The organism is Paenibacillus sp. VCA1 (assembly GCF_031583795.1).
Taxonomy (GTDB): Bacteria; Bacillota; Bacilli; order Paenibacillales; family Paenibacillaceae; genus Paenibacillus_AQ; species Paenibacillus_AQ albilobatus.
Map to the genome: position 1 here is coordinate 504,686 of NZ_JAVLSX010000005.1, position 19,719 is coordinate 524,404.

The following is a 19,719-nucleotide window of genomic DNA, read 5'->3' on the forward strand; positions in this document are numbered from 1 at the left end:
GAGAGGCGTCGCCATGAACAAGAAAAAGGAATTCCGCGGGGTGCTGCTCGTGCTGCTGAGCCTGCTTATGTTGCTGCTGCCTTTGGCTCCGCGCTCCGCTGGCGCTGCGGCGGCAGGCAGTGATGCCAGCGCCGCGGCGGCGGGCAGCGGATACAAAATCGTAGGGTATTTTCCTTCATGGGGAATTTACGGAAGAAGCTACAACGTCACCGACATCGACGCATCCAAGGTTACGCATATCAATTACGCGTTCGCGGACATTTGCTGGGATGGAAAACACGGCAATCCTTCCACCGACCCCGGCAATCCGAATAAGCAAACCTGGCCTTGCCAGGTCACCGGAGTTCCCCTCCAGCAGGGCAATGTGCCTAACGGCAGCATCGTGCTTGGAGACCCGGATGCGGACGCCCTCCGGCCGACGCCGGGCGGACCGACGACCGGATGCTGGGCCGACGCCGCTTGCGGCAATTTTGGAGCCCTTCGTAATTTGAAAGCGGCCAATCCGCACCTGAAAACGATATTATCCGTCGGCGGCTGGACCTGGTCGAATCGGTTTTCGGATACGGCGGCGTCGGATGCGACGCGCAAAAACTTCGCCAAATCCGCGGTCGATGCGCTCCGGGCCTACGGCTTTGACGGCGTCGATCTCGACTGGGAATATCCGAACGTGGAAGCGATTCCCGGGAACAGCCATCGTCCCGAAGACAAACAAAATTACACCCTGCTGCTGCAGGAGGTCCGCAATCAGCTGGACGCGGCAGGAGCGCAGGACGGGAAGCGTTATCTGCTGACCATCGCCTCCGGCGCTAGCCAGACGTTCGTCGACAATACGGAGCTGGCCAAAATCGCGCAAATCGTCGATTGGATCAACATCATGACGTATGATTTCCACGGCGGTTCATGGGAAGGGACGACAAGCCACAACACCGGATTGTACGGCGATCCGAACGACCCCTATCTGGCCAACAACTTTTTTGTCGATGGGGCCATCCAAGCGTATCAAAAAGCCGGAGTCCCCATGAACAAGCTGGTGCTCGGCCTCGAATTTATGGCGCGCAGCTGGAAAAACTGCCCCCCGGGACCCAATAACGACGGCCAGTTCCAAACCTGCACGCCGGACCAAGGCGCAGTTTACAAATGGTCTCCGGTCGGAACATGGGACGATTCCACTTCAGGGAACACAGGCGTTTTCGATTACGGCGACATCGCAGCCAACTATGTGAACAAAAACGGATACACCCGCTATTGGAACAGCGCGGCCAAAGTGCCTTATCTGTACAATCCGAGCACCAAAATTTTCATCTCTTACGATGACACCGAATCGTTGGGATACAAAACCGACTATATCAAAAGCAAATATTTGGGCGGGGCGATGTTTTGGGAGTTCAGCTCCGACTGCCGGACCAGCCCAAAGTACCGGTGCACCGGTCCAAAGCTGCTGGATAAAGTGTATAACGACCTGAACACGGGAACGTCTCCGGTAGACAACATCGCACCGACGGCTCCATCCAATCTGGCATCCTCGGCTGTCGGCGACAAAAAGGTTACGCTTAGCTGGACGGCCTCCACGGATAACGTGGGCGTCATGTTTTACGATATTTATCAAGACGGCAGGCTGGTGCAAACCGTCAACGGCGCAACGACGTCGGCCGTGATCAAAGGGCTGGCCGGAAGCACGGCCTATACCTTTACGGTCAAAGCCAGGGATGCCGCGGGCAACGCTTCTCCCGCGAGCAGTCAGCTAACCGTGACGACCGCGCCGCCGGTTATCGACCATGAGCCGCCAACGGCTCCGGCCAATCTGGTTGCCGCGGCCAAGACCAAAACAAGCGTCACGCTGAAGTGGGACGCTGCAACGGACAATGACGATATTGCGGGGTACGACATCTACCAAAACGGCACGCTTGCCAAACAGACCGCCAACCTGACGGAAACGGTGTCAGGCTTGACGGCAGGCACAACCTACAGCTTCTTCGTCAAAGCGAAGGATCTTTCGGGGAATGAATCCGCGGCGAGCAACACCATCAGCGTCACAACGCCAACGGACCCGAACTACCCGGCCTGGCAGGCGAATACGGCCTATACTGTGGGCAGCTTCGTAACGTATAGCGGCAACCTGTATAAATGCACGTATGCCCATACCTCGATCGTAGGCTGGGAACCGCCTTCCGCTCCGACATTATGGCAGCTGCAATCCGCTCCTCCCCAGGACAGCCAGGCACCGACGGCTCCATCCAATCTGAAAATAACGGGTCAAACATCCACTTCGGTCACCTTGACCTGGACGGCCTCCACGGATAACATCGGAGTAACCGGATACGATGTATACCAAGGAAATTCGCTTGCGGGAAGCGCAACGTCTACGACGTATACGGTATCGGGATTGACTCCTTCGACGTCTTATACGTTTACCGTCAAAGCGAAGGATGCGGCAGGCAACGTTTCGGACGCAAGCAATGCCGTTACGGTCAAGCTTGGCGCTGCCGATACGGTGCCGCCCACCGCTCCGGGAAACCTGTCCGTAACGGCGAAAACATCCATCTCGGTCACGCTGTCCTGGACGGCTTCGACGGATAATGTAGGCGTTGCGGGCTATGATGTTTACCAGGGGAATGCGCCGGCGGCGTCGGTTGACGGCTCCACGCTGACAGCCGTCATAAACGGTCTAACGCCGAATTCCGCTTATACCTTTACGGTGAAGGCCAAAGATGCCGCAGGCAATGTCTCGCCGGCCAGCAACGCGGTCACCGTAACAACGGACGCGCCTTCCGCCGACACGGTACCGCCGACCGCTCCCGGCAACTTGAGCGCATCGGCGAAAACGTCCACGTCGGTCACGTTGTCCTGGACGGCTTCCACGGATAACGTGGGCGTTGCGGGCTATGATGTTTACCAGGGGAATGCGCCGGCAGCGTCGGTTGACGGCTCTACGCTAACGGCCGTCATAAACGGTCTAACGCCGAATACAGCTTATACCTTTACGGTGAAAGCCAAAGATGCCGCAGGCAACGTGTCGGCAGCCAGCAATGCATTGACGGTCACGACGGACCCCGATGCTTCGGCTCCGGCAGCCTGGGCTGCCGGCAAAGCATACGTCAAGGACGATCTGGCGACTTACAATGGAAAAACATATAAATGCCTGCAGCCCCACACCTCTTTGGCAGGCTGGGAGCCGCCGAACGTGCCGGCTTTATGGGCTTTGCAAGGTTAAAGCAAGGCCGACTGCCGACGTTTTTTCCGTTAGAAAGGTTTGACTGGGCGAAAAAAAGCGAACAGCCGGTCCGATCGGGATCTTTTCCGTCGGACCGGCTTTCCGGCATTCCATGGATCGGGGCAAAAAAGATGCAAGCCAAAAACGCCGGAACACCAATGCTTTTATTCGAAAAAGGCATTATACTGTATGTAAATTCCGTATTTTGATTGAAAGTCGCGAAAGGAGCAAGCTTTGGCTTTGGAGGAATCATTGCGCGAAGAACGCGAAATTATGAAGGTTTGCCTGCTGGCCGGGCAGATTATGCTGCAAAGCGGGGCGGAAACGTACCGGGTGGAGGACACGATGATGCGGATCGCCTCGTCTTACGGGATCGACCATACGCACAGCTATATGACGCCGACCGGCATCATTTTCTCGCTGGAGGATCCGCAGCCGATGACCCGGCTGAACCGGATCACGGAGCGGACGACCAACTTGTATAAAATCGACCGGGTGAACACCCTCTCCCGCAAAATCAGCCAAGGGGGCATGTCCATCGCCGATGCCTACCGTGAATTGCAGGAAATCGACCGGACGCGCGCCATATACCCGTTATGGCTGAACGTGCTTATGGCGGCGGTGGCCAGCGGATGTTTCCTGATCATGTTCCGCGGCACCTGGCCGGACTTCATTCCGGCGATGCTTGCGGGCGGGATCGGCTACTACTGCTCGGTTCTGCTTCACCGGTTTATCCCGGTCAAGTTTTTTGCGGAGTTTTCGGGGGCGCTCATGATCGGGTTATGCGCGATTCTGTTCGTGAAATACGGGTTCGGGCAAGCCCGCGACACGATCATCATCAGCTCCGTTATGCCGCTCGTTCCCGGCCTTTTAATCACGAACGCGATTCGGGATTTGATGGCGGGCCACCTCGTGTCAGGCTTGTCCAAAGGAGCGGAAGCCTTCATTACATCCTTCGCCATCGGCGCGGGAATCGCGTTTATGCTGTCTTTGCAGTAGGAGGTCAAGATGTATTATATCGAACAAATCGTTACGAGCTTCATCGCATCCGCCGCATTCGGCATGATCTTCAACGCCCCGAAAAAAACGCTCTGGCAGTGCGGGCTCGCGGGCATGGTGGGCTGGGTGCTATACATATGGCTGCAGGATATCGGCGTCCAAAAGCTTGCGGCTACGGTCGTTGCCGCATACTGCGTTACGATGATCAGCTATTTTTTCGCCAAAATGTACCGCAAACCGATCATCGTGTTCAGCGTGTCCGGGATCATTCCGCTCGTTCCGGGCGGTTTGGCTTATGACGCGATGCGCAACGCGGTGGAAAACCATTACGACCAGGCGGTGCAATCCGGCGCGGTGGCGTTTATGATGTCCGGAGCAATCGCGCTGGGACTGCTGCTGTCCGAAGTAACCAACCAATTGATCCGGAAAATTCGCGCTGCCAAGACGCCTTGAGCCGGGATGCCGGGTTCATGGCTGCATTGAAGCCGGACCATCGTAGCGAAAAATCTGGAGGGGAGGACTTGCAAATGATCGATGTAAAGACGATTGTGCTGGCCCCGGACTCGTTCAAGGAAAGCATGACGGCCAAACAGGTGTGCGAAGCGATGGAGCGGGGCATCCGGCGCGCCAACCCGGAAATTCGCTGCCTGCATGCGCCCATGGCCGACGGCGGGGAAGGAACGGCGCAATCGATCGTCGACGCGACCGGCGGCAGGTTGTACCCGCTTCGGGTGAGGGGACCGCTAGGAAGCGAGGTGCAGGCTTATTACGGGATTACCGGGGACGGAAAGACGGCCGTGCTGGAAATGGCGAGCGCCAGCGGCATCGGCCTCGTTCCCGAAACGGAGCGGAATCCGCTGCTGACGACGACCTACGGCACGGGACAGCTCATTAAAGCCGCCTTGGATCATGGGATACATCGCCTGCTGATCGGAATCGGCGGCAGCGCTACGAATGACGGCGGCGCAGGGATGCTTCAGGCGCTGGGCGGCAAGCTGCTGGACGAAAGCGGGCAGGAGCTGGGGCCCGGCGGAGGGGCGCTGCGCAAATTGAGCCGAATCGACCTTGGCGGACTTGATCCGAGAATCCGGCAGGTCAAGGTCGAAGCGGCTTGCGATGTGACAAATCCGCTATGCGGGCCGGAAGGGGCATCGCATGTCTTTGGGCCGCAAAAAGGAGCCACCCCGGATATGGCGGCCGTTCTGGATGCGAATTTGCGGCATTTTGCCGATGTCATCCGCCGCCAGCTTGGCATCGACATCGCCGACGTTCCCGGAGCGGGAGCTGCCGGCGGTTTGGGCGCCGGGATCATGGTGTTTTTGAACGGGACGTTACACAAGGGGATGGAGCTTGTCGCACGAATGACGGGACTGGAGGAAAAAATAAAACGGGCGGACATGGTCTGGACGGGCGAGGGGAGCATCGACGCCCAAACCCGGTTCGGCAAAACGCCCTACGGCGTAGCCCGGGCGGCCAAGAAACATCGAAAGCCCGTCATTGCGTTTGCCGGAAGGATCGGCGACGGCATTGACGAGCTTTACGAACAAGGAATCGCCGCGGTATTCGGCATTCTTCCCGGCGCCTGCGACCTGCAGGATGCGCTTCGGCAGGGGGAGGCCAACATGGAGCGTGCCGCGGAAAATGCGATGCGGCTGTTGATGCTCCGGAGATGACGGTTGCTTGGACGGATTGACCATGGCGCGCGTTTTGGTGCGGGTACATAAAAAGGCGGAGGCAAGATGTAACGAACTTGCTTCCGCCTTTTGCAGTTACCGGATGAACGAAACGAGAGCGTATTCGAACCGTTATTTGACACCGATTCTCATTCTGTAGCTGAACAGCACCTCGAGCGTGCGGTCCAGAAAATAATCCTTCACCAACGCCTTGAAACGCTCTATTTCCCCGTCCAGATCGGTGAATCCAAGCTTGAGACAGGTTTGAAGGCCCCCCTGGGAAAGCGCGAGACCGATGTACCGTTCGCTGTCGCAGGTTTCTTCGTTGTGGAATACGATTTCCCGCGCGTATCGGAAGTGGCCGCTTTCCTTGATGCGGGCCAGATGCGATTCCTTGTCCCGTTTGACGGCTTGATCCTTTTCGCTTTGGCGTTCCTTCAGCAGCTGGTCGGCATGATCCAGAAGATCGACGTACGCTTTTTCCGCCTCCCAGGAAGCGGTCGGCGGCCAATCGCAGTCGTATGCCGCAAAGATGCCGCCCGGCTTCAAAACCCTTGCAGCTTCGGCAAGCGTGCTGGCAGGCTCCATCCAATGAAAGGATTGGGAGCAGGTGATCAGATCCGCTGCGCCGTCCGGAAACTCCAGTTTGTTCGAATAGCCGCTCATAAACCGGATGCTGCCTGCGGCAGGGTCTTCGGCCTGCAGCAAGCGCAGCTTTTCTTCCGCTTTGCTGCGCATATCGTCGTTCGGTTCGATCCCGACGATCGTTTCCGCGTCGCTTTTCCAAACAAAGGTGGACAGTCCGGTGCCGCAGCCAACGTCCAGAACGAGCTGGGGCTTGCGCTGCAAATATCCCGTTAATATCCGGATGACTTCGCTCGGGGCGCCGGGCCGATATCGGTCATATAAATCCTTGTAACCGGAGAAACGGTCGACGTTGCTTCGGCGGTTGCCTTCGGGAAGGTGGCTCATGCGCCGCGCCGCTCAAATCGTTGAACGATTTCCACGATCACTTGAACCGCCTTCAGCATGTTGTCCACCGAAATGTATTCGAATTTGCCGTGGTAGTTTTCGCCGCCCGTAAAGATGTTTGGCGTCGGCAGTCCCATGTAGGAGAGCTGGGAACCGTCGGTGCCGCCGCGGATCGGTTTGACGATCGGTTTGATGCCCAGGCTTTCCATCGCATCATACGCGATGTCCACGATTTCTTTGACGGGTTCGATTTTTTCCTTCATGTTATAGTACTGGTCGCGCATGTCGAGCACGATCCGTTCTTCCCCGTATTTGGCCTGCAGTTCTTTGACGATCCGCTTCAGGTTTTCCTTTTTGTTTTCGAATTCCTTCCGGTCGAAGTCGCGGATGATGTACTCCATTTTCGTGCGTTCGGTATCGCCGTTTTGGCTCAGCAGATGGTAGAAGCCCTCATACCCCTCCGTATGTTCCGGGGCTTGTTCGGCCGGAAGTTTGCCGTTCAGCTCCATGGCGATTTTGATCGAGTTGACCATTTTGTTTTTGGCCGTGCCGGGATGCACGTTGGTGCCGTTGATCGTGATGCTCGCTTTGGCCGCGTTGAAGCTTTCGTATTCGAGCTCCCCGAGCGGTCCGCCGTCAATCGTATACGCAAAGTCCGCGTTAAACGCTTTGACGTCGAATTTTTGCGGGCCTCTGCCGATTTCCTCGTCAGGCGTAAACGCCACCCGGATTTTTCCGTGTTTGATTTCGGGATGCCGGATCAGATAGGCCATGGCGGTCATAATTTCGGCGATGCCTGCTTTGTCGTCCGCCCCGAGCAAGGTGGTTCCGTCCGTCGTGATCAACGTATGGCCTTTATAGCCGGACAGCTCCGGAAACTGTTTGGGTGAAAGCACGACATTCAGCCCGGAATTCAGGACGATGTCGCCGCCGTCGTAGTTTTCGATCGTTTGCGGGTTTACGCTGGCTCCCGTGAAATCGGTAGCGGTATCCACATGGGCCAAAAATCCGATCGTCGGCACGTCGCGATCGCTGTTGGAAGGCAGCGTAGCCATGACATAGCCGTTGTCGTCCATGGTCACCTCCTGCATGCCGATGTTATTCAGTTCGTCGACGAGCATGCGGGCAAGGTTCAGCTGACCCGGCGTGGAAGGGCAGGTCGGGCTGTCCTCGTTCGATTGCGTTTCAACTTTGGCATAGGAAATAAAGCGTTCCATGATTTCCTGTTTCACAATTGTCAGCTCCTTTTCTATTGTAGAGGACGCCCGGAGGCTCCCCTGTCGATAAAAACACAGTATGTATTTGCAGTTTCCTTTCTATGATATCACGGACGGGCTATAAAATCACAGGGAGCGGAGATGCTCGGAAAGATCCGGATTTAAAAGTTAAAGGTAACTACGGCAGTGCGGAACGCGTTAAGGATATAGGTGCTTTTTAAGAACGCGACAGGAGGGAGTTCGGATGAACAGGCGAGGAGCAGGCGTCGCATTCCTTGCGATCGGGGCATTTTTGTTTGCGGTAAGATATGTGACGGATGCGATGTTGTTGACGCAAAACGGAGGTATGGGATCATACGATTTTCGCATGGCGCTTTATGAGTCGGGTGTTTTTTTGCTGCTGTTAAGCATCCTCTTTTTTATATTGGGGGTGGTTTATTTCATTCTCGGGGATTTCCCGGCCGCGGTTCAGCGTTATAAGGAAAAAGCAAAAGAGAACTGGGCGGAGCGCCAAGAAGCGAACAGGGCATGGGAGGAGAGCCTGAATTCCGATTCGGATCAGGACGAAAAACCTTCGACATAGCCCGAAGTCGGCGTTCGCCCGTAGATCCGCGCTTCTCAATGGATCGGGTTTGAATTACAATGCATGTATCGTTTCAAAAAAGGTTTGGCGTAAACGGGAGAGGAAGAGTCGGATGAAAGAAAATGAGCGGATGGTGGCCGCCGGGCGAACTGCCGAGCTTTATGCTTTGGAATCGGGCAGGGTGCTGAAGCTTTTTCGCAAAGGTTTGCCGAGAACGATGGCGGAAGAAGAGTTTCGAATCGCGCAGAATGTGTTCCGGTCAGGGCTGCATGTTCCGGAGCCGTTCGAGTATGTGGAGAGCGAAGGACGAGTGGGCGTCGTCTACGAAAAGGCGGAAGGACACACAATGCTTGCGATGATTTTTCAAAATCCGGGAATCGTCGAAACGGAAGCCCGGCGGATGGCTCGTATCCACGCGGAAATACATGAGCGGAAGGCGGAGGGGCTGCCGCGATTGAAAGCGGCTTTGGAACGCCGGATTTCGGATGCCCCGCTCCTGTCGGCCGAGGAGAAGGCCGAGATCGTCCTAAAGCTGGAAGATCTGGAAGACGATGGCTCGTTATGCCATGGAGATTTTCATCCGGACAATATCATCCTCGGGCAAAAGGAATGGGTCATCGACTGGATGACGGCTACGGCCGGCAATCCTGCCGCGGATGTGGCAAGAACGCTGCTCATGCTGGAGCACGGCGCGCTGCCGGATGAACTGCCTCTTTCGGCCGTCGAGTTCTTTACCGGCATCCGGCAGGCGTTAGCCGCGGCGTATATGAACGAATATACCAGGCTGACCCGGATCCCCCGCGAAGAGATCGTAAAGTGGTTGGTTCCGGTCGCTTCGGCGCGCCTAACCGAATGGATTCCGGATTCTGAAAAAGAGAAGCTGCTGGAGCTGATCCGAAAGCAGTAAAATCCTTTGAGTCCGAAAAAAATGAAAATGCCTGTTGACTCTCACGTTACGTGATTCTTTATAGTGAAAAAGGAAAGGAGAGAACATCCATGATGGTGAAAGAAGTCGCCGAGCTGGCGGGAATCAGCGTGCGCACCCTTCATCACTATGACGAAATCGGCCTGCTGCATCCGAGCCGCACGACGGAAGCCGGTTACCGGGTATATACCGATGAAGATTTGGCGAAGCTTCAGCAAATTTTGTTTTTCCGGGAGCTCGGGTTCCCGTTGAAGCAAATCCGCGAGATCGTAAGCCGCCCGGATTTCGACCGGATGGAGGCGATGGAGCTTCACCACAAGCTTCTGCTGGAAAAGCGAATCCGGCTGGAGCGGATGATCGAAACCTTGGAGAAGACGATGAAACACGAAAAAGGAGAGATCAACATGTCGAATCAGGAAAAATTTGCGGGCTTTGATTTCAGCAGCAATCCGTATGAACAGGAAGCGCGAGAGCGCTGGGGCGATCAAGCGGTGGACGAATCCAACGCCAAACTCGGCAGCTTGTCCAATAGCGAGCAAACGAAGCTGGAAGAAGAAATGAACGCCATCTACCGGAAGCTGGCGGATTTGCGGCAATTGTCCCCGGAATCGGATGAGGCGCAGGAGGCGATCGGCGAATGGTACCGGTTCCTGAACCGGTTGGGCAGCTATTCGCTGGAGGCGTTCAAAGGACTCGGCCAAATGTACGTGGACGATGAACGATTTACCCGGAACATCGACAAGTTTGGCGAGGGGCTTGCCGTTTTTATGAGGGATGCCATGGCCGAATATGCGGATCGCCGAAACTAGCGTTACAAAAAAGCACAAAAAAACCGGAGCTCGCTCTCCGGTTTTTTTGCTTGCCAAACCCTTGGTGCTTCAGGTAAAAGTTTCGCTGCCTCTTCCTTCTTTTGACATCAAACGGTCGCGCTGCTTTATAATAAATCCGGAGGTGTTTATAATGAAGAAATTTCAGCAAATCATTCGCTCCGAAGAGGAGCTTGAGCAGCTTGCGGGCAAACCCCGGGAACTCGTCAACCAGAAAGTCATCACCTCGCTCGATCATCACTGCCGGCATTTCATATCGTTGTCTCCGCTCGTTTTTGTCGCCACCAGCGGCGCGGACGGCACATGCGACTGTTCTCCGCGCGGCGATGCCCCAGGTTTTGCATACATACTCGACGATCATCATTTGATCCTGCCGGAGCGTCCCGGCAACCGGAGATACGACTCGCTCCGCAACCTTTTGGAAAATCCGCGCGTCGGCCTTATTTTCGTCATACCGGGATTGGAGGAAACGCTGCGCATCAACGGCAAAGCCTGCATCATCCGCGACCCGGATTTGATGGAGCGCATGGCCGCGCAAGGAAAAATCCCCGCCGTTGGCATCGCGGTCGAGGTGGAGGAGTGCTACATCCACTGCGCGAAAGCGTTCAAAAGATCCCGGCTGTGGCAGCCTGAACATTGGCCCGAGGCAGCGTCCCTTCCCGATCCGGCGGCGATCATCGCCACGCATGCGGGGAAATTGCGCCTGACGGTGGACGAAGTGCGGGCGTCGCTCGCCGAAAGCTACGAAAAACGGCTTTATTAATCGATGTTAACGCTATTTAATGAGCTTAACTATCGCTTTACCCTGCAATAATATCCAGCTAACACAACCTTCATACAATGGATTTGCATGGTCAAATACCTTTGTGAAGGAGATGTAAGCTGCATTGAACAGGACTAGGAAACTTAGACGGAGCGTTTCGATCGCCATGCTGAGCGGCGTGATGCTGACGACCGGAACGCCCGCCGCTTTGATGAACGCGGCCCATGCCGAGCCGTTATCGGTGATGGACAGCGCACAGCAAACACAGCTTAACCAGCCTAGCGGCATCCGATTGGATCATACGCCGCCGGCATGGATTCCGGAAAAGCAAAATTATACGGTTACGGCTGTCGTATACGGCGTGGATCAACCATGGAGCGGGCAAATCCGTTTTTCGGTAGACGGGAAAGATTTCGGCCCGGTCGAGTTGAAACCATCGGGGCAACAGCCGGATACATACACGGGAGACATTCCGGGCGAAACGCTGATCGGGCGGGAGTTGAAGTATTCGATCGATGTGTTGGACTCCGGAGGGAACGTCATTCGCACTGGCGCTTACTCCACTGCCATCCGGTCTTCGCAGGCGGAAGCACTTGCGGCACAGGTTGACGCACCGGCGCTGCTTATTACGGAAATGGTGCCGGATACGGCCGATTTGCCGGGATCGAACACGGACGCCTACGAATTCGTGGAGGTTTACAACAACACGGATCAGGATGTGAACTTTAAGGACTACTCTTTCTTTTACAATAATAGCAATCCGTGGACACCCGATCCGGGAACCGATATCATCATTCCGGCCCGCCAGCCGGTCGTGTTTTGGATCATGAACGGAAAAAACGACCCGTTAACGGCGGATCAGTTCAACGCCAATTTCGGCACGAATCTGGTTGAAGGCGTCAATCTGTTCCGGATATCCGGAGGCGGCGGGATGGCGAACGGCAGCGCCAGAACGCTTGCGATCAAAGGCAAAGGCGGAGAAACGATCGTGTCGGCCGCTTATGAGCCGCAACATGTCAAACCCAATATGGGGATCTTTTTCAAGCATCCGGTGGCGGGAAGCACGCTCATGACCGTCATGTCGGAATCCGGGAAAGCGGCGGCCACGCCGGGGAAAATCGATCCTTCGCAAGCCGTTCCTCCGGTCATCGAAGAAGGAAAGCAAACCGAAATCACCCATACGCCGGCCGATGTCGTCAAAGCCAATGATTATGAAATCAAAGCCCATGTGAATAACCCGGGCACAAACGCGGACGGCTCCAAAGCCCCTGTCAAGCTGCTTTACAAAACGCCGTCCCAAGCCAGGTACACCGTAACGACGATGACGGATTCGGGCAACACGGGGGATTATACGGCGACGATTCCTGCAGCCGCGCTTGCGGAGCCTACGCTGCAGTACCGCATTCTGGCGGGTCAACTCGATAAGCCTTATACTACCCGGGTCAACATGGATCCGTTCGATCCGTCCAAGGCGCCGGTGCTGCTCGTGACGGAGCTTGTGCCCAACACGGCCAACGTGCCGGGCACGTCGACGGATGCGTACGAATATATCGAGGTGTACAACAATTCCGACCAGCCGGTCAATTTCAAAAACTACAAAATCTATTACCGCTATCCGGATAAGGGCCCGGCAGCCGACGTAGAGTGGCCGTCCGTGAACCCTGACTTTGTCATTGCGCCGAAACAATCCGTCGTGTTCTGGATTAAAAACAGCGCCAACACAACCTACACGGAAAACGACTTCAACCAATTTTACAAAACGAACCTGATTCCGGGGCAAACGCTGCAGTCGATTCAAAGCGACGGCATGGCCAATTCCGGCAGACGGGCGGTCGTCATCAAAACGAATACCGGCAGGGAAATTTCTTCCGCGTATTACGACGCCGATCTGATGTATGAGGGCGGAACGAAAGGCGATGAAACGAAAGAGGACAAGGCGATCGTTTTCGGCTACCCGATGAACGGCGGCACGGTCATGATCAAAGCCGGATCGGGTACGGACGCGCCGACGCCGGGATCCGTCACGCCTTCGCAGGTTCCCGCAGAACCGGTCCATGTCGTAGCGGACACCGTTTCGCCGACGGTGCAGGACGCAACGGGAGTCAAGGAGGCGGACCAGTCCAAAGGGCTGGAGCTGAAGGCCGATGCCAAGGACGATCGCGAGGTGACTTCGGTCGAAGTATTCGTCCGTTCGGACAAGCAGGCCGCATTTACCGGGCACCGCCTGACGGAAGATTATAACGATATGCTGTATCACTACAAGCTAAGCTCGGCCGATTTGATCGGACGCAAGTTCATCGAATATTATTTCGTCGTATCCGACGGGGTGAATGAAACGAAATCCGACTTGGTCAGAGTGGCTATCACCGGAGGGGTGAGCGATGCGCCGCTTCGCCTGAACGTTAAGGATCAGGAGATCGTGAAGGGGATCCATACGGTCAAAGGGACTTCGGAAGCGGCCGGAACCGCAGGCGTAACTTTAAGCATCGACGGGAAAAAGCTGCCGGACCCAAGCACGTATGCCGGACTTGAACATGACGCTTATTTTGTGTTCGACGCCGTCAACGTCGATTATTACTTTAAAAACGCGGTGACGATGGGACCTCCGGAACTGGAGGACAAAACGATCCTGTACACCTTTATGGATCCGATCACCACATATACGACGTTGTCCTTCCCGATCGGCGCAGAGCGCTTAAAGGCGGGAGACAATGTCATCTATATCCGGGCGGGCTCCAAAAGTTCTCCTTTCGATAAACGTCCGGAAGAGAACAAAGACGATTTCGAAGTGAAAAACGTCCGATTGCTGCTGGCCGACGGCACCGAAATTTGGGATCCTGCCTACGCCGAAAAAGAAAAGCAGATCAAGATGGGCGATTCGGCAGGCAAAAGCGAGTCGATCGGATTTCATTTTGATCTGAAGCCGGAACACCTGAAAGCGAAAGCGTACGACTGGGATACGACTGCCGTGCCGGACGGCGCCCATCAAGTGGCCGTTTCCGACGGCACGGAGCAAATGACCGCGAACGTGATCGTGGACAATACCGCCCCGACCATCAAGCCGACGGTGGAAGAAGGCAAGGAATACCGCGGGGAATTCGTCATCGATGCCGAGATCGAGGACGCCCTGGCAGGCGTGGACAAGGTGACGGTAAAACTGGACGACAAGCCGGTCGAGCTTCCGTTCAAAACCTCTTCCGGGGAAATGAAAGGCGGAACCCATAAGCTGTATATTCAGGCGGCCGATAGGGTTGGAAACATTTCCGAAACGACCGTGAACTTCAAAGTTCCGGACGAGAATCCGCTGCCCCCGGAGCTGGTCAGCCCTAAGCAGGGCCAGACTAATGTCGGGACCGATGCGAATCTGACCGTCAAAGTCCAGGACCCGAACCAGGATCCGTTAAACGTGACGTTTTACAAGGGCTACAAATATGACGGCAGCCGCGCGGAAGGATTTTCGGGCTACATGAATACGTCCGTAACCGAACCGCCGAAAGAGATGGCTCCAGCGGGAGAACAGGCCATGGGCGCGGCGGATTACGAAAAAATCAGCGCGGTGGACGGGAAATACCTCGTCAACGATTCCGTGGAACAATTCCCTTACCAGCGCTTTGAAGTGAAGCTTGATCCTTCGGTAAAAAGCACCGACCGGGTGGACATCGAATGGAAGGGGAAATCGCTGGAAGGACGGAAAGTAAGCTTGTATGCCTGGAGCCCGTCGCAAGGAAAATGGGTGCAGCTCGATCAAGTCATCGCCGGCGCGGATGATTTCGGCTTGAATGCGGTGGTCAAAGCAGGAGATTATGCGAGCGGCCAAGTCATCGAGGTCATGGTGCAGGACGAAATTGCGGTCCAAGCGGCCAACAGCGGCAGCAAGCCGACGCCGGAATCGCAGGACCCTTACGATTTTTCGTTCGTCTGGATGTCCGACACCCAATATTACTCCCAAAGCTATCCGCAGATTTATCAAAAAATCGTGAACTGGGTCGTCGAGCAAAAAGATAAAATGAACATCAAATACGTGATCCATACCGGCGACGTCGTCGATAAATCCTATCAGGAATACCAATGGATCGAAGCCGACAAGGACATGAAGGTGCTGGAAGACGCCAACATTCCGTACGGCGTGCTGGCAGGCAACCATGACGTCGATCACCAGAACAACGATTATACGAAGTTCAAGGAATATTTCGGCGAAAACCGCTTCAAAAACAACCAGGTGTTCGGCGGGTCGTACGACAATAACCGCGGCCATTACGACTTGGTATCGTCGAACGGGAACGACTTCATCATCGTGTACATGGGATGGGGACTCGGCGACAAGGAAATCGAATGGATGAACGAGGTCGTTTCCAAATACCCGGAACGCAAGGCGATTTTGTGCCTGCATGAATATTTGCTCGTATCCAACAATCGGGCGCCGATTGCCGATCAAATTTTCGAAAAGGTCGTGAAGCCCAACAAAAACGTCATCGCGGCGTTGTCCGGGCATTATCACGACGCGGAGCTGAAAGTGGATCAATTGGACGATAACGGGGACGGCATCCCCGACCGCAGCGTGTATCAAATGCTGGCCGATTATCAGGGTGCGCCCGAAGGTGGACTGGGTTACATCCGACTCATGCAATTCGACATGAAAAACAACAAGCTCCACATCAAGACGTATTCGCCGTATTTGGACGATTACAATTACTATGATCCGGAGACGGAAAAAGGCAAGGACGAATTCAGCCTCGATTTGGGCCTTGAACCGGCAACCAAACGGGTGGCCACCGATTATATCGGCGTAAAGGTTTATACCGATCAGCAAATCGGCGCCAAATCGGACGTTCCAAGCGGTACGGAAACCTCCGTGGCGTGGAAAGGCCTCCCGGCCAACAGCTATGAGCAATGGTATGTGAAAGCGGAAGATGAGCACAGCGGCAGCGCGCTGTCGGATATTTGGGGCTTTTATACCGGGGTCAAATCCGGCGAAGTGCAGCCTCCCGGAGGCGGAGGAAGCGGCGGTGGCGGCAGCCAGGGAACGAATCCCGGCGTACCAAACGTGCCGAAACCGCCGGTGACGGAAGCAGGCAATGGGCAGATCACGATAATGCCGTCCTCCGACGGGGCATACCATGCGGATGCGCAGGCGTTGGAACAAGCCGTTACGACCGCGGGCGGCGGCAAAGTCGTCGTCGAACTGGCAGGCGACGGCAAGCAGGACGGCGAATCGGCCGTGTACCTTCCTGCGGGAGCGTTAAAAAAGGCGAAAGACAGCGGACTTTCGGTCATCATTTCCGCGCCGGGTCTCACGGTTACGCTGCCTGCGGCTTCGATGCCGGATCAGCTCGAGGCGATCGATCAGCTGCTGCTTCGCATCGACACGTCCATGACAAGCGTCATGAAGCAAAAATTGAGCGACAATTTAAACGCCGCAAAGGACTATTCGTATGCGGGTCTCGTTTATTCGCTGCGGATGATCAAGTTGAAAGGGCAAACCGAAACGGAGGTTACCGCTTTCGGCAGTCCGGTCACGATCGAAAGAAGTTTGTCGGCCGAGCAGCAAAAACAGCTTCAAAGCGATTATGCAGGCGTATATCTTCTTGACCGGAAACCGGTGTACAAGGGCGGCAGCTTCCGGGGAGGCGCCGTGACGTTTGCGGCCGGGGAGCCGGGCTCGTACGCGGTCCTCGAATACCGCAAGCAGTTCGTTGACGTGAAGGGTTCGTGGGCCGAGGAATATATTTCGAAACTGACGGCCAAACATCTGATTCAAGGCGTGGATGAGGAACATTACAGCCCAAGCCGGCAGGTTACCCGGGCCGATTTCATTACCCTCGTTATGCGGGGGGCAGGGGTAGACCTGTCCGAACCCGCCAATACGTTTACGGATGTGCCTGCCGATGCTTATTATGCGGCAGCGGTCGCGCAAGCGTCGAAGCTTGGCATCGTTCAAGGCAGCGGCGGCAAGTTCCGGCCGCAAGATCCGGTCAGCCGCGAGGAAGCCGCCGTCATATTGATGAAAGCAAGCGATGCGCGGTACGGAACCAAACCGTCCGGTTCAGCCAATGCCGGGTTTACGGACATGAACCGGGTCTCCTCCTGGGCGAAGGAAGCCGTCGAACGCGTCAACGGGCTTGGTCTGATGACGGGCAAAGGCAATCTCCGCTTTGATCCGAAAGGGAACGTCACCCGGGCGGAAATGGCTAAGATGGTGTATATGCTGATGAACAAAGAGTAAATCTATATTGAGTGTACAAAGAAACCGTTCCTTTCGTAGATGGTGGGTGGTACATCCATTCTAACTAAAGGGCGGTTTCTTTTTTGTTCTGTTTTTTTGGGGCCGCCCTCAAGATCCAAGATCTTTTGGGACGGCCTCGTTTTGAACGATGATCGATCGGTCCCGTGCGGAGTCTTTTGCCGCGGCTGTCACGCATCCATGGTATACTGTATATGAAACTTTGGAAATGGTTCCCGAAGCCATATAAAAAATAGAATCATCGCGGAGGGAATTCATCGGCTTTGCAGCATAGGATAAACCGTATATGGCCAGGAGACAGAAAGGAGCGGCGATTTGAAAACTTGGTTTGCCTATAACTGGCAGGTTCGCGACGAGTGGTTTGAGGCGTTTTCCGTGCTGCCTGCGGACGAACTTGCAAAGGAACGGACGGGGGGCGTCGGTTCGATTCTGAAGACGCTGTTCCATATCGTCGACGTGGAGCTCAGCTGGATCCGGGCTATCGAAGGCATGGAGGATTGGGAGCCCCGCTTTGAGGAATACGAATCGCTGGAGAGAATCAAGGAATTGTCCGATGCGTGCCGCAAACAAATCCGGGATATGTTATCGACAGCGGATGCCGAAAAGGAGCAAACGGTCGTCCAAGTCCCGTGGCACAAAGGACCGCTTTTGTACGGGGAGGTGCTGCGGCACGTCATTGCCCATGAAATCCATCACGTCGGCCAGCTTTCGGTTTGGGCCAAGGAGCTTGGCATCCGGCGGGTATCGGCGAATGTGATCGACCGTGGGCTTGGCGAAGTCCTGCTTCAGGAAAAATCGATCCGGACCCTATTCTAAGACCAGGAAAAGGTGTGTTTTTGTATGATTTCGGTAAGCAGCATGAACGAGGAGGATGCGGCGACAATTGCCGCATGGCGGTACCCTCATCCTTATGAACTTTACAGCATGGACGGAAGCGAAGAGGACGCGGCCGAATTGTTGAACGGGGATTATGTATCCGTGAAGGACGCGGAAGGACGCGTCATCGGATTTTTTTGCACGGGAATTTCCGCCCGCGTCCCCGGCGGTTACGCAGCGGGAATTTATGAGGACGAAACGCTGGTCGATTTGGGGCTCGGGATGAAGCCCGAACTGACCGGGCAGGGCCAAGGAAGCCGCTTTGTCGGCGCCGGAGTCGGTTACGTCAGACGGACATTTCCGGGAAAAGGAGTCCGGCTGGTTGTCGCCTCGTTTAACGAGCGGGCCATCCGGGCTTACGAAAAGGCGGGGTTCGAACGAACCTGCGTTTTCGATTCGCCGGTGCACGGCGAAAAAACCAGGTTTGTTTGCATGGTCAGAAGGGATGGATGACATGGCCGCAGCCGGTCCGGAACCGTACGAAAAACCGCGATTTCAGCGGCGATGTATTATTTTTCCACGGCGGTTCTCCTTGACTTTTGGCAATAATTTGGTTTTATCATATAGGGAACAAAAAGAGTCATTGTGAATCGAATCTATGAAAAATCAGGTGAACAACATGCGAATTGCGCTTTTTGATTCAGGGTTAGGCGGTTTGACCGTACTTTCTGAAGCCGTGAAGCAGCTGCCCGAAGAGGATTTTTTATTTTTTGCCGATACCCTTCATGTACCCTATGGCACGAAAACCAAGGAGCAGGTGCAGGACTTTGTGCGTGAATCGCTGAATCAAATTTTGCAGGAAGACATCAAGGCGCTGGTGATCGCCTGCAATACGGCTACCGGCGCGGCGGCTGCGGAGCTGCGGCGGGAGTACAACTTTCCGATCATCGGGATGGAGCCTGCGGTAAAACCGGCCGTCGAAATGAACCGCGATACCGGAAAAAGAGTCCTGGTCGCAGCTACGCCGCTGACACTTCATCAATCCAAATATACCCAGCTTGTCTCCCGCGTTGACGACCACAGCATCGTCGACTCGCTTCCGCTGCCCGAACTGGTTGCGTATTGCGAGGCGATGCAGTTCGATCCGGACGTGATCGAAGCTTATTTTCGCGAAAAGTTCGCCCCGTACGATTTGAACGATTACGGAACGTTGGTATTGGGATGCACTCATTTTCCTTTTTACAAACCGCTTTTGCGCCGGATTCTGCCTGCGCATATGGACATCATCGACGGCAGCCGCGGCACGGTCCGCAGGCTCCGCCAGGTTTTGGCGGAACGGAAGCTCTTAGGCTCCAAAGGCAACGGAGACATCCGTTTCGCGTGCTCCAGCCGGGAACCGGAATATTTGCGCAAAATGCAGCAAGCTTTCGAGTTGTACCGCAGCCGCGAAACCGTAAACGAAGGAGAAAAGGTGACGGGCTGAAGCGGTGTG

The 19,719-nt window shown here is 55.4% G+C and carries 14 protein-coding genes; 12 read left to right on the top strand and 2 right to left on the bottom strand.

Annotated features, from left to right (window positions below; all coding sequences use genetic code 11):
- The first annotated feature begins 13 nt into the window (after positions 1-13).
- From RJP21_RS14290 to RJP21_RS14305, 4 genes are all read left to right on the top strand, one after another.
- Positions 14-3,211 (top strand): glycosyl hydrolase family 18 protein, encoded by a 3,198-nt coding sequence (locus RJP21_RS14290; protein WP_310859836.1) that lies wholly within the window; start codon positions 14-16, stop codon positions 3,209-3,211.
- Positions 3,212-3,451: 240 nt separating this feature from the next.
- Positions 3,452-4,210: a threonine/serine exporter family protein gene (locus tag RJP21_RS14295; protein ID WP_397386217.1), complete on the top strand. Its 759-nt coding sequence runs from the start codon at positions 3,452-3,454 to the stop codon at positions 4,208-4,210.
- A gap of 9 nt (positions 4,211-4,219) precedes the next feature.
- Positions 4,220-4,663 (top strand): threonine/serine exporter family protein, encoded by a 444-nt coding sequence (locus RJP21_RS14300; RefSeq protein WP_160037589.1) that lies wholly within the window; start codon positions 4,220-4,222, stop codon positions 4,661-4,663.
- A gap of 74 nt (positions 4,664-4,737) precedes the next feature.
- Positions 4,738-5,883, top strand: coding sequence for a glycerate kinase (locus RJP21_RS14305; RefSeq protein WP_310859837.1), 1,146 nt, complete (start codon positions 4,738-4,740; stop codon positions 5,881-5,883).
- A 132-nt stretch (positions 5,884-6,015) separates the two neighbouring features.
- Here the strand turns inward: RJP21_RS14305 and RJP21_RS14310 are convergent, their stop codons facing one another.
- Both RJP21_RS14310 and pepT read right to left on the bottom strand, forming a co-directional pair.
- On the bottom strand, positions 6,016-6,855 hold the full coding sequence (locus RJP21_RS14310; protein WP_310859838.1) for a class I SAM-dependent methyltransferase: 840 nt from the start codon (positions 6,853-6,855) through the stop codon (positions 6,016-6,018).
- Positions 6,852-8,087: a peptidase T gene (pepT, locus tag RJP21_RS14315; protein WP_310859839.1), complete on the bottom strand. Its 1,236-nt coding sequence runs from the start codon at positions 8,085-8,087 to the stop codon at positions 6,852-6,854. Before pepT ends, RJP21_RS14310 begins: the two co-directional genes overlap by 4 nt.
- Positions 8,088-8,316: 229 nt before the next feature.
- Here pepT and RJP21_RS14320 point away from each other — a divergent pair, with 229 nt between their 5' ends.
- The 8 genes from RJP21_RS14320 (at position 8,317) to murI (ending at position 19,710) form a co-directional block, all read left to right on the top strand.
- Complete coding sequence (locus RJP21_RS14320; RefSeq protein ID WP_310859840.1) at positions 8,317-8,655, top strand: hypothetical protein; 339 nt, start codon at positions 8,317-8,319, stop codon at positions 8,653-8,655.
- A gap of 112 nt (positions 8,656-8,767) precedes the next feature.
- A complete protein-coding gene (locus RJP21_RS14325) occupies positions 8,768-9,562 on the top strand; it encodes a phosphotransferase family protein (RefSeq protein WP_310859841.1) in 795 nt (264 codons plus the stop codon).
- Between the two features lie 89 nt (positions 9,563-9,651).
- The gene (locus RJP21_RS14330; RefSeq protein ID WP_310859842.1) at positions 9,652-10,389 is read left to right on the top strand and encodes a MerR family transcriptional regulator; all 738 of its coding nucleotides are present in this window, start codon (positions 9,652-9,654) and stop codon (positions 10,387-10,389) included.
- 151 nt (positions 10,390-10,540) lie between these two features.
- The gene (locus RJP21_RS14335; RefSeq protein ID WP_310859843.1) at positions 10,541-11,170 is read left to right on the top strand and encodes a pyridoxamine 5'-phosphate oxidase family protein; all 630 of its coding nucleotides are present in this window, start codon (positions 10,541-10,543) and stop codon (positions 11,168-11,170) included.
- A 124-nt stretch (positions 11,171-11,294) separates the two neighbouring features.
- A complete protein-coding gene (locus RJP21_RS14340) occupies positions 11,295-17,393 on the top strand; it encodes an S-layer homology domain-containing protein (RefSeq protein ID WP_310859844.1) in 6,099 nt (2,032 codons plus the stop codon).
- Positions 17,394-17,726: 333 nt separating this feature from the next.
- Positions 17,727-18,227, top strand: a complete 501-nt coding sequence (locus tag RJP21_RS14345) for a DinB family protein (RefSeq protein ID WP_310859845.1) — start codon at positions 17,727-17,729, stop codon at positions 18,225-18,227.
- Positions 18,228-18,251: 24 nt separating this feature from the next.
- Complete coding sequence (locus RJP21_RS14350) at positions 18,252-18,740, top strand: GNAT family N-acetyltransferase (protein WP_310859846.1); 489 nt, start codon at positions 18,252-18,254, stop codon at positions 18,738-18,740.
- 166 nt (positions 18,741-18,906) lie between these two features.
- Complete coding sequence (gene murI / locus RJP21_RS14355; RefSeq protein WP_310859847.1) at positions 18,907-19,710, top strand: glutamate racemase; 804 nt, start codon at positions 18,907-18,909, stop codon at positions 19,708-19,710.
- Positions 19,711-19,719 lie beyond the last annotated feature (9 nt).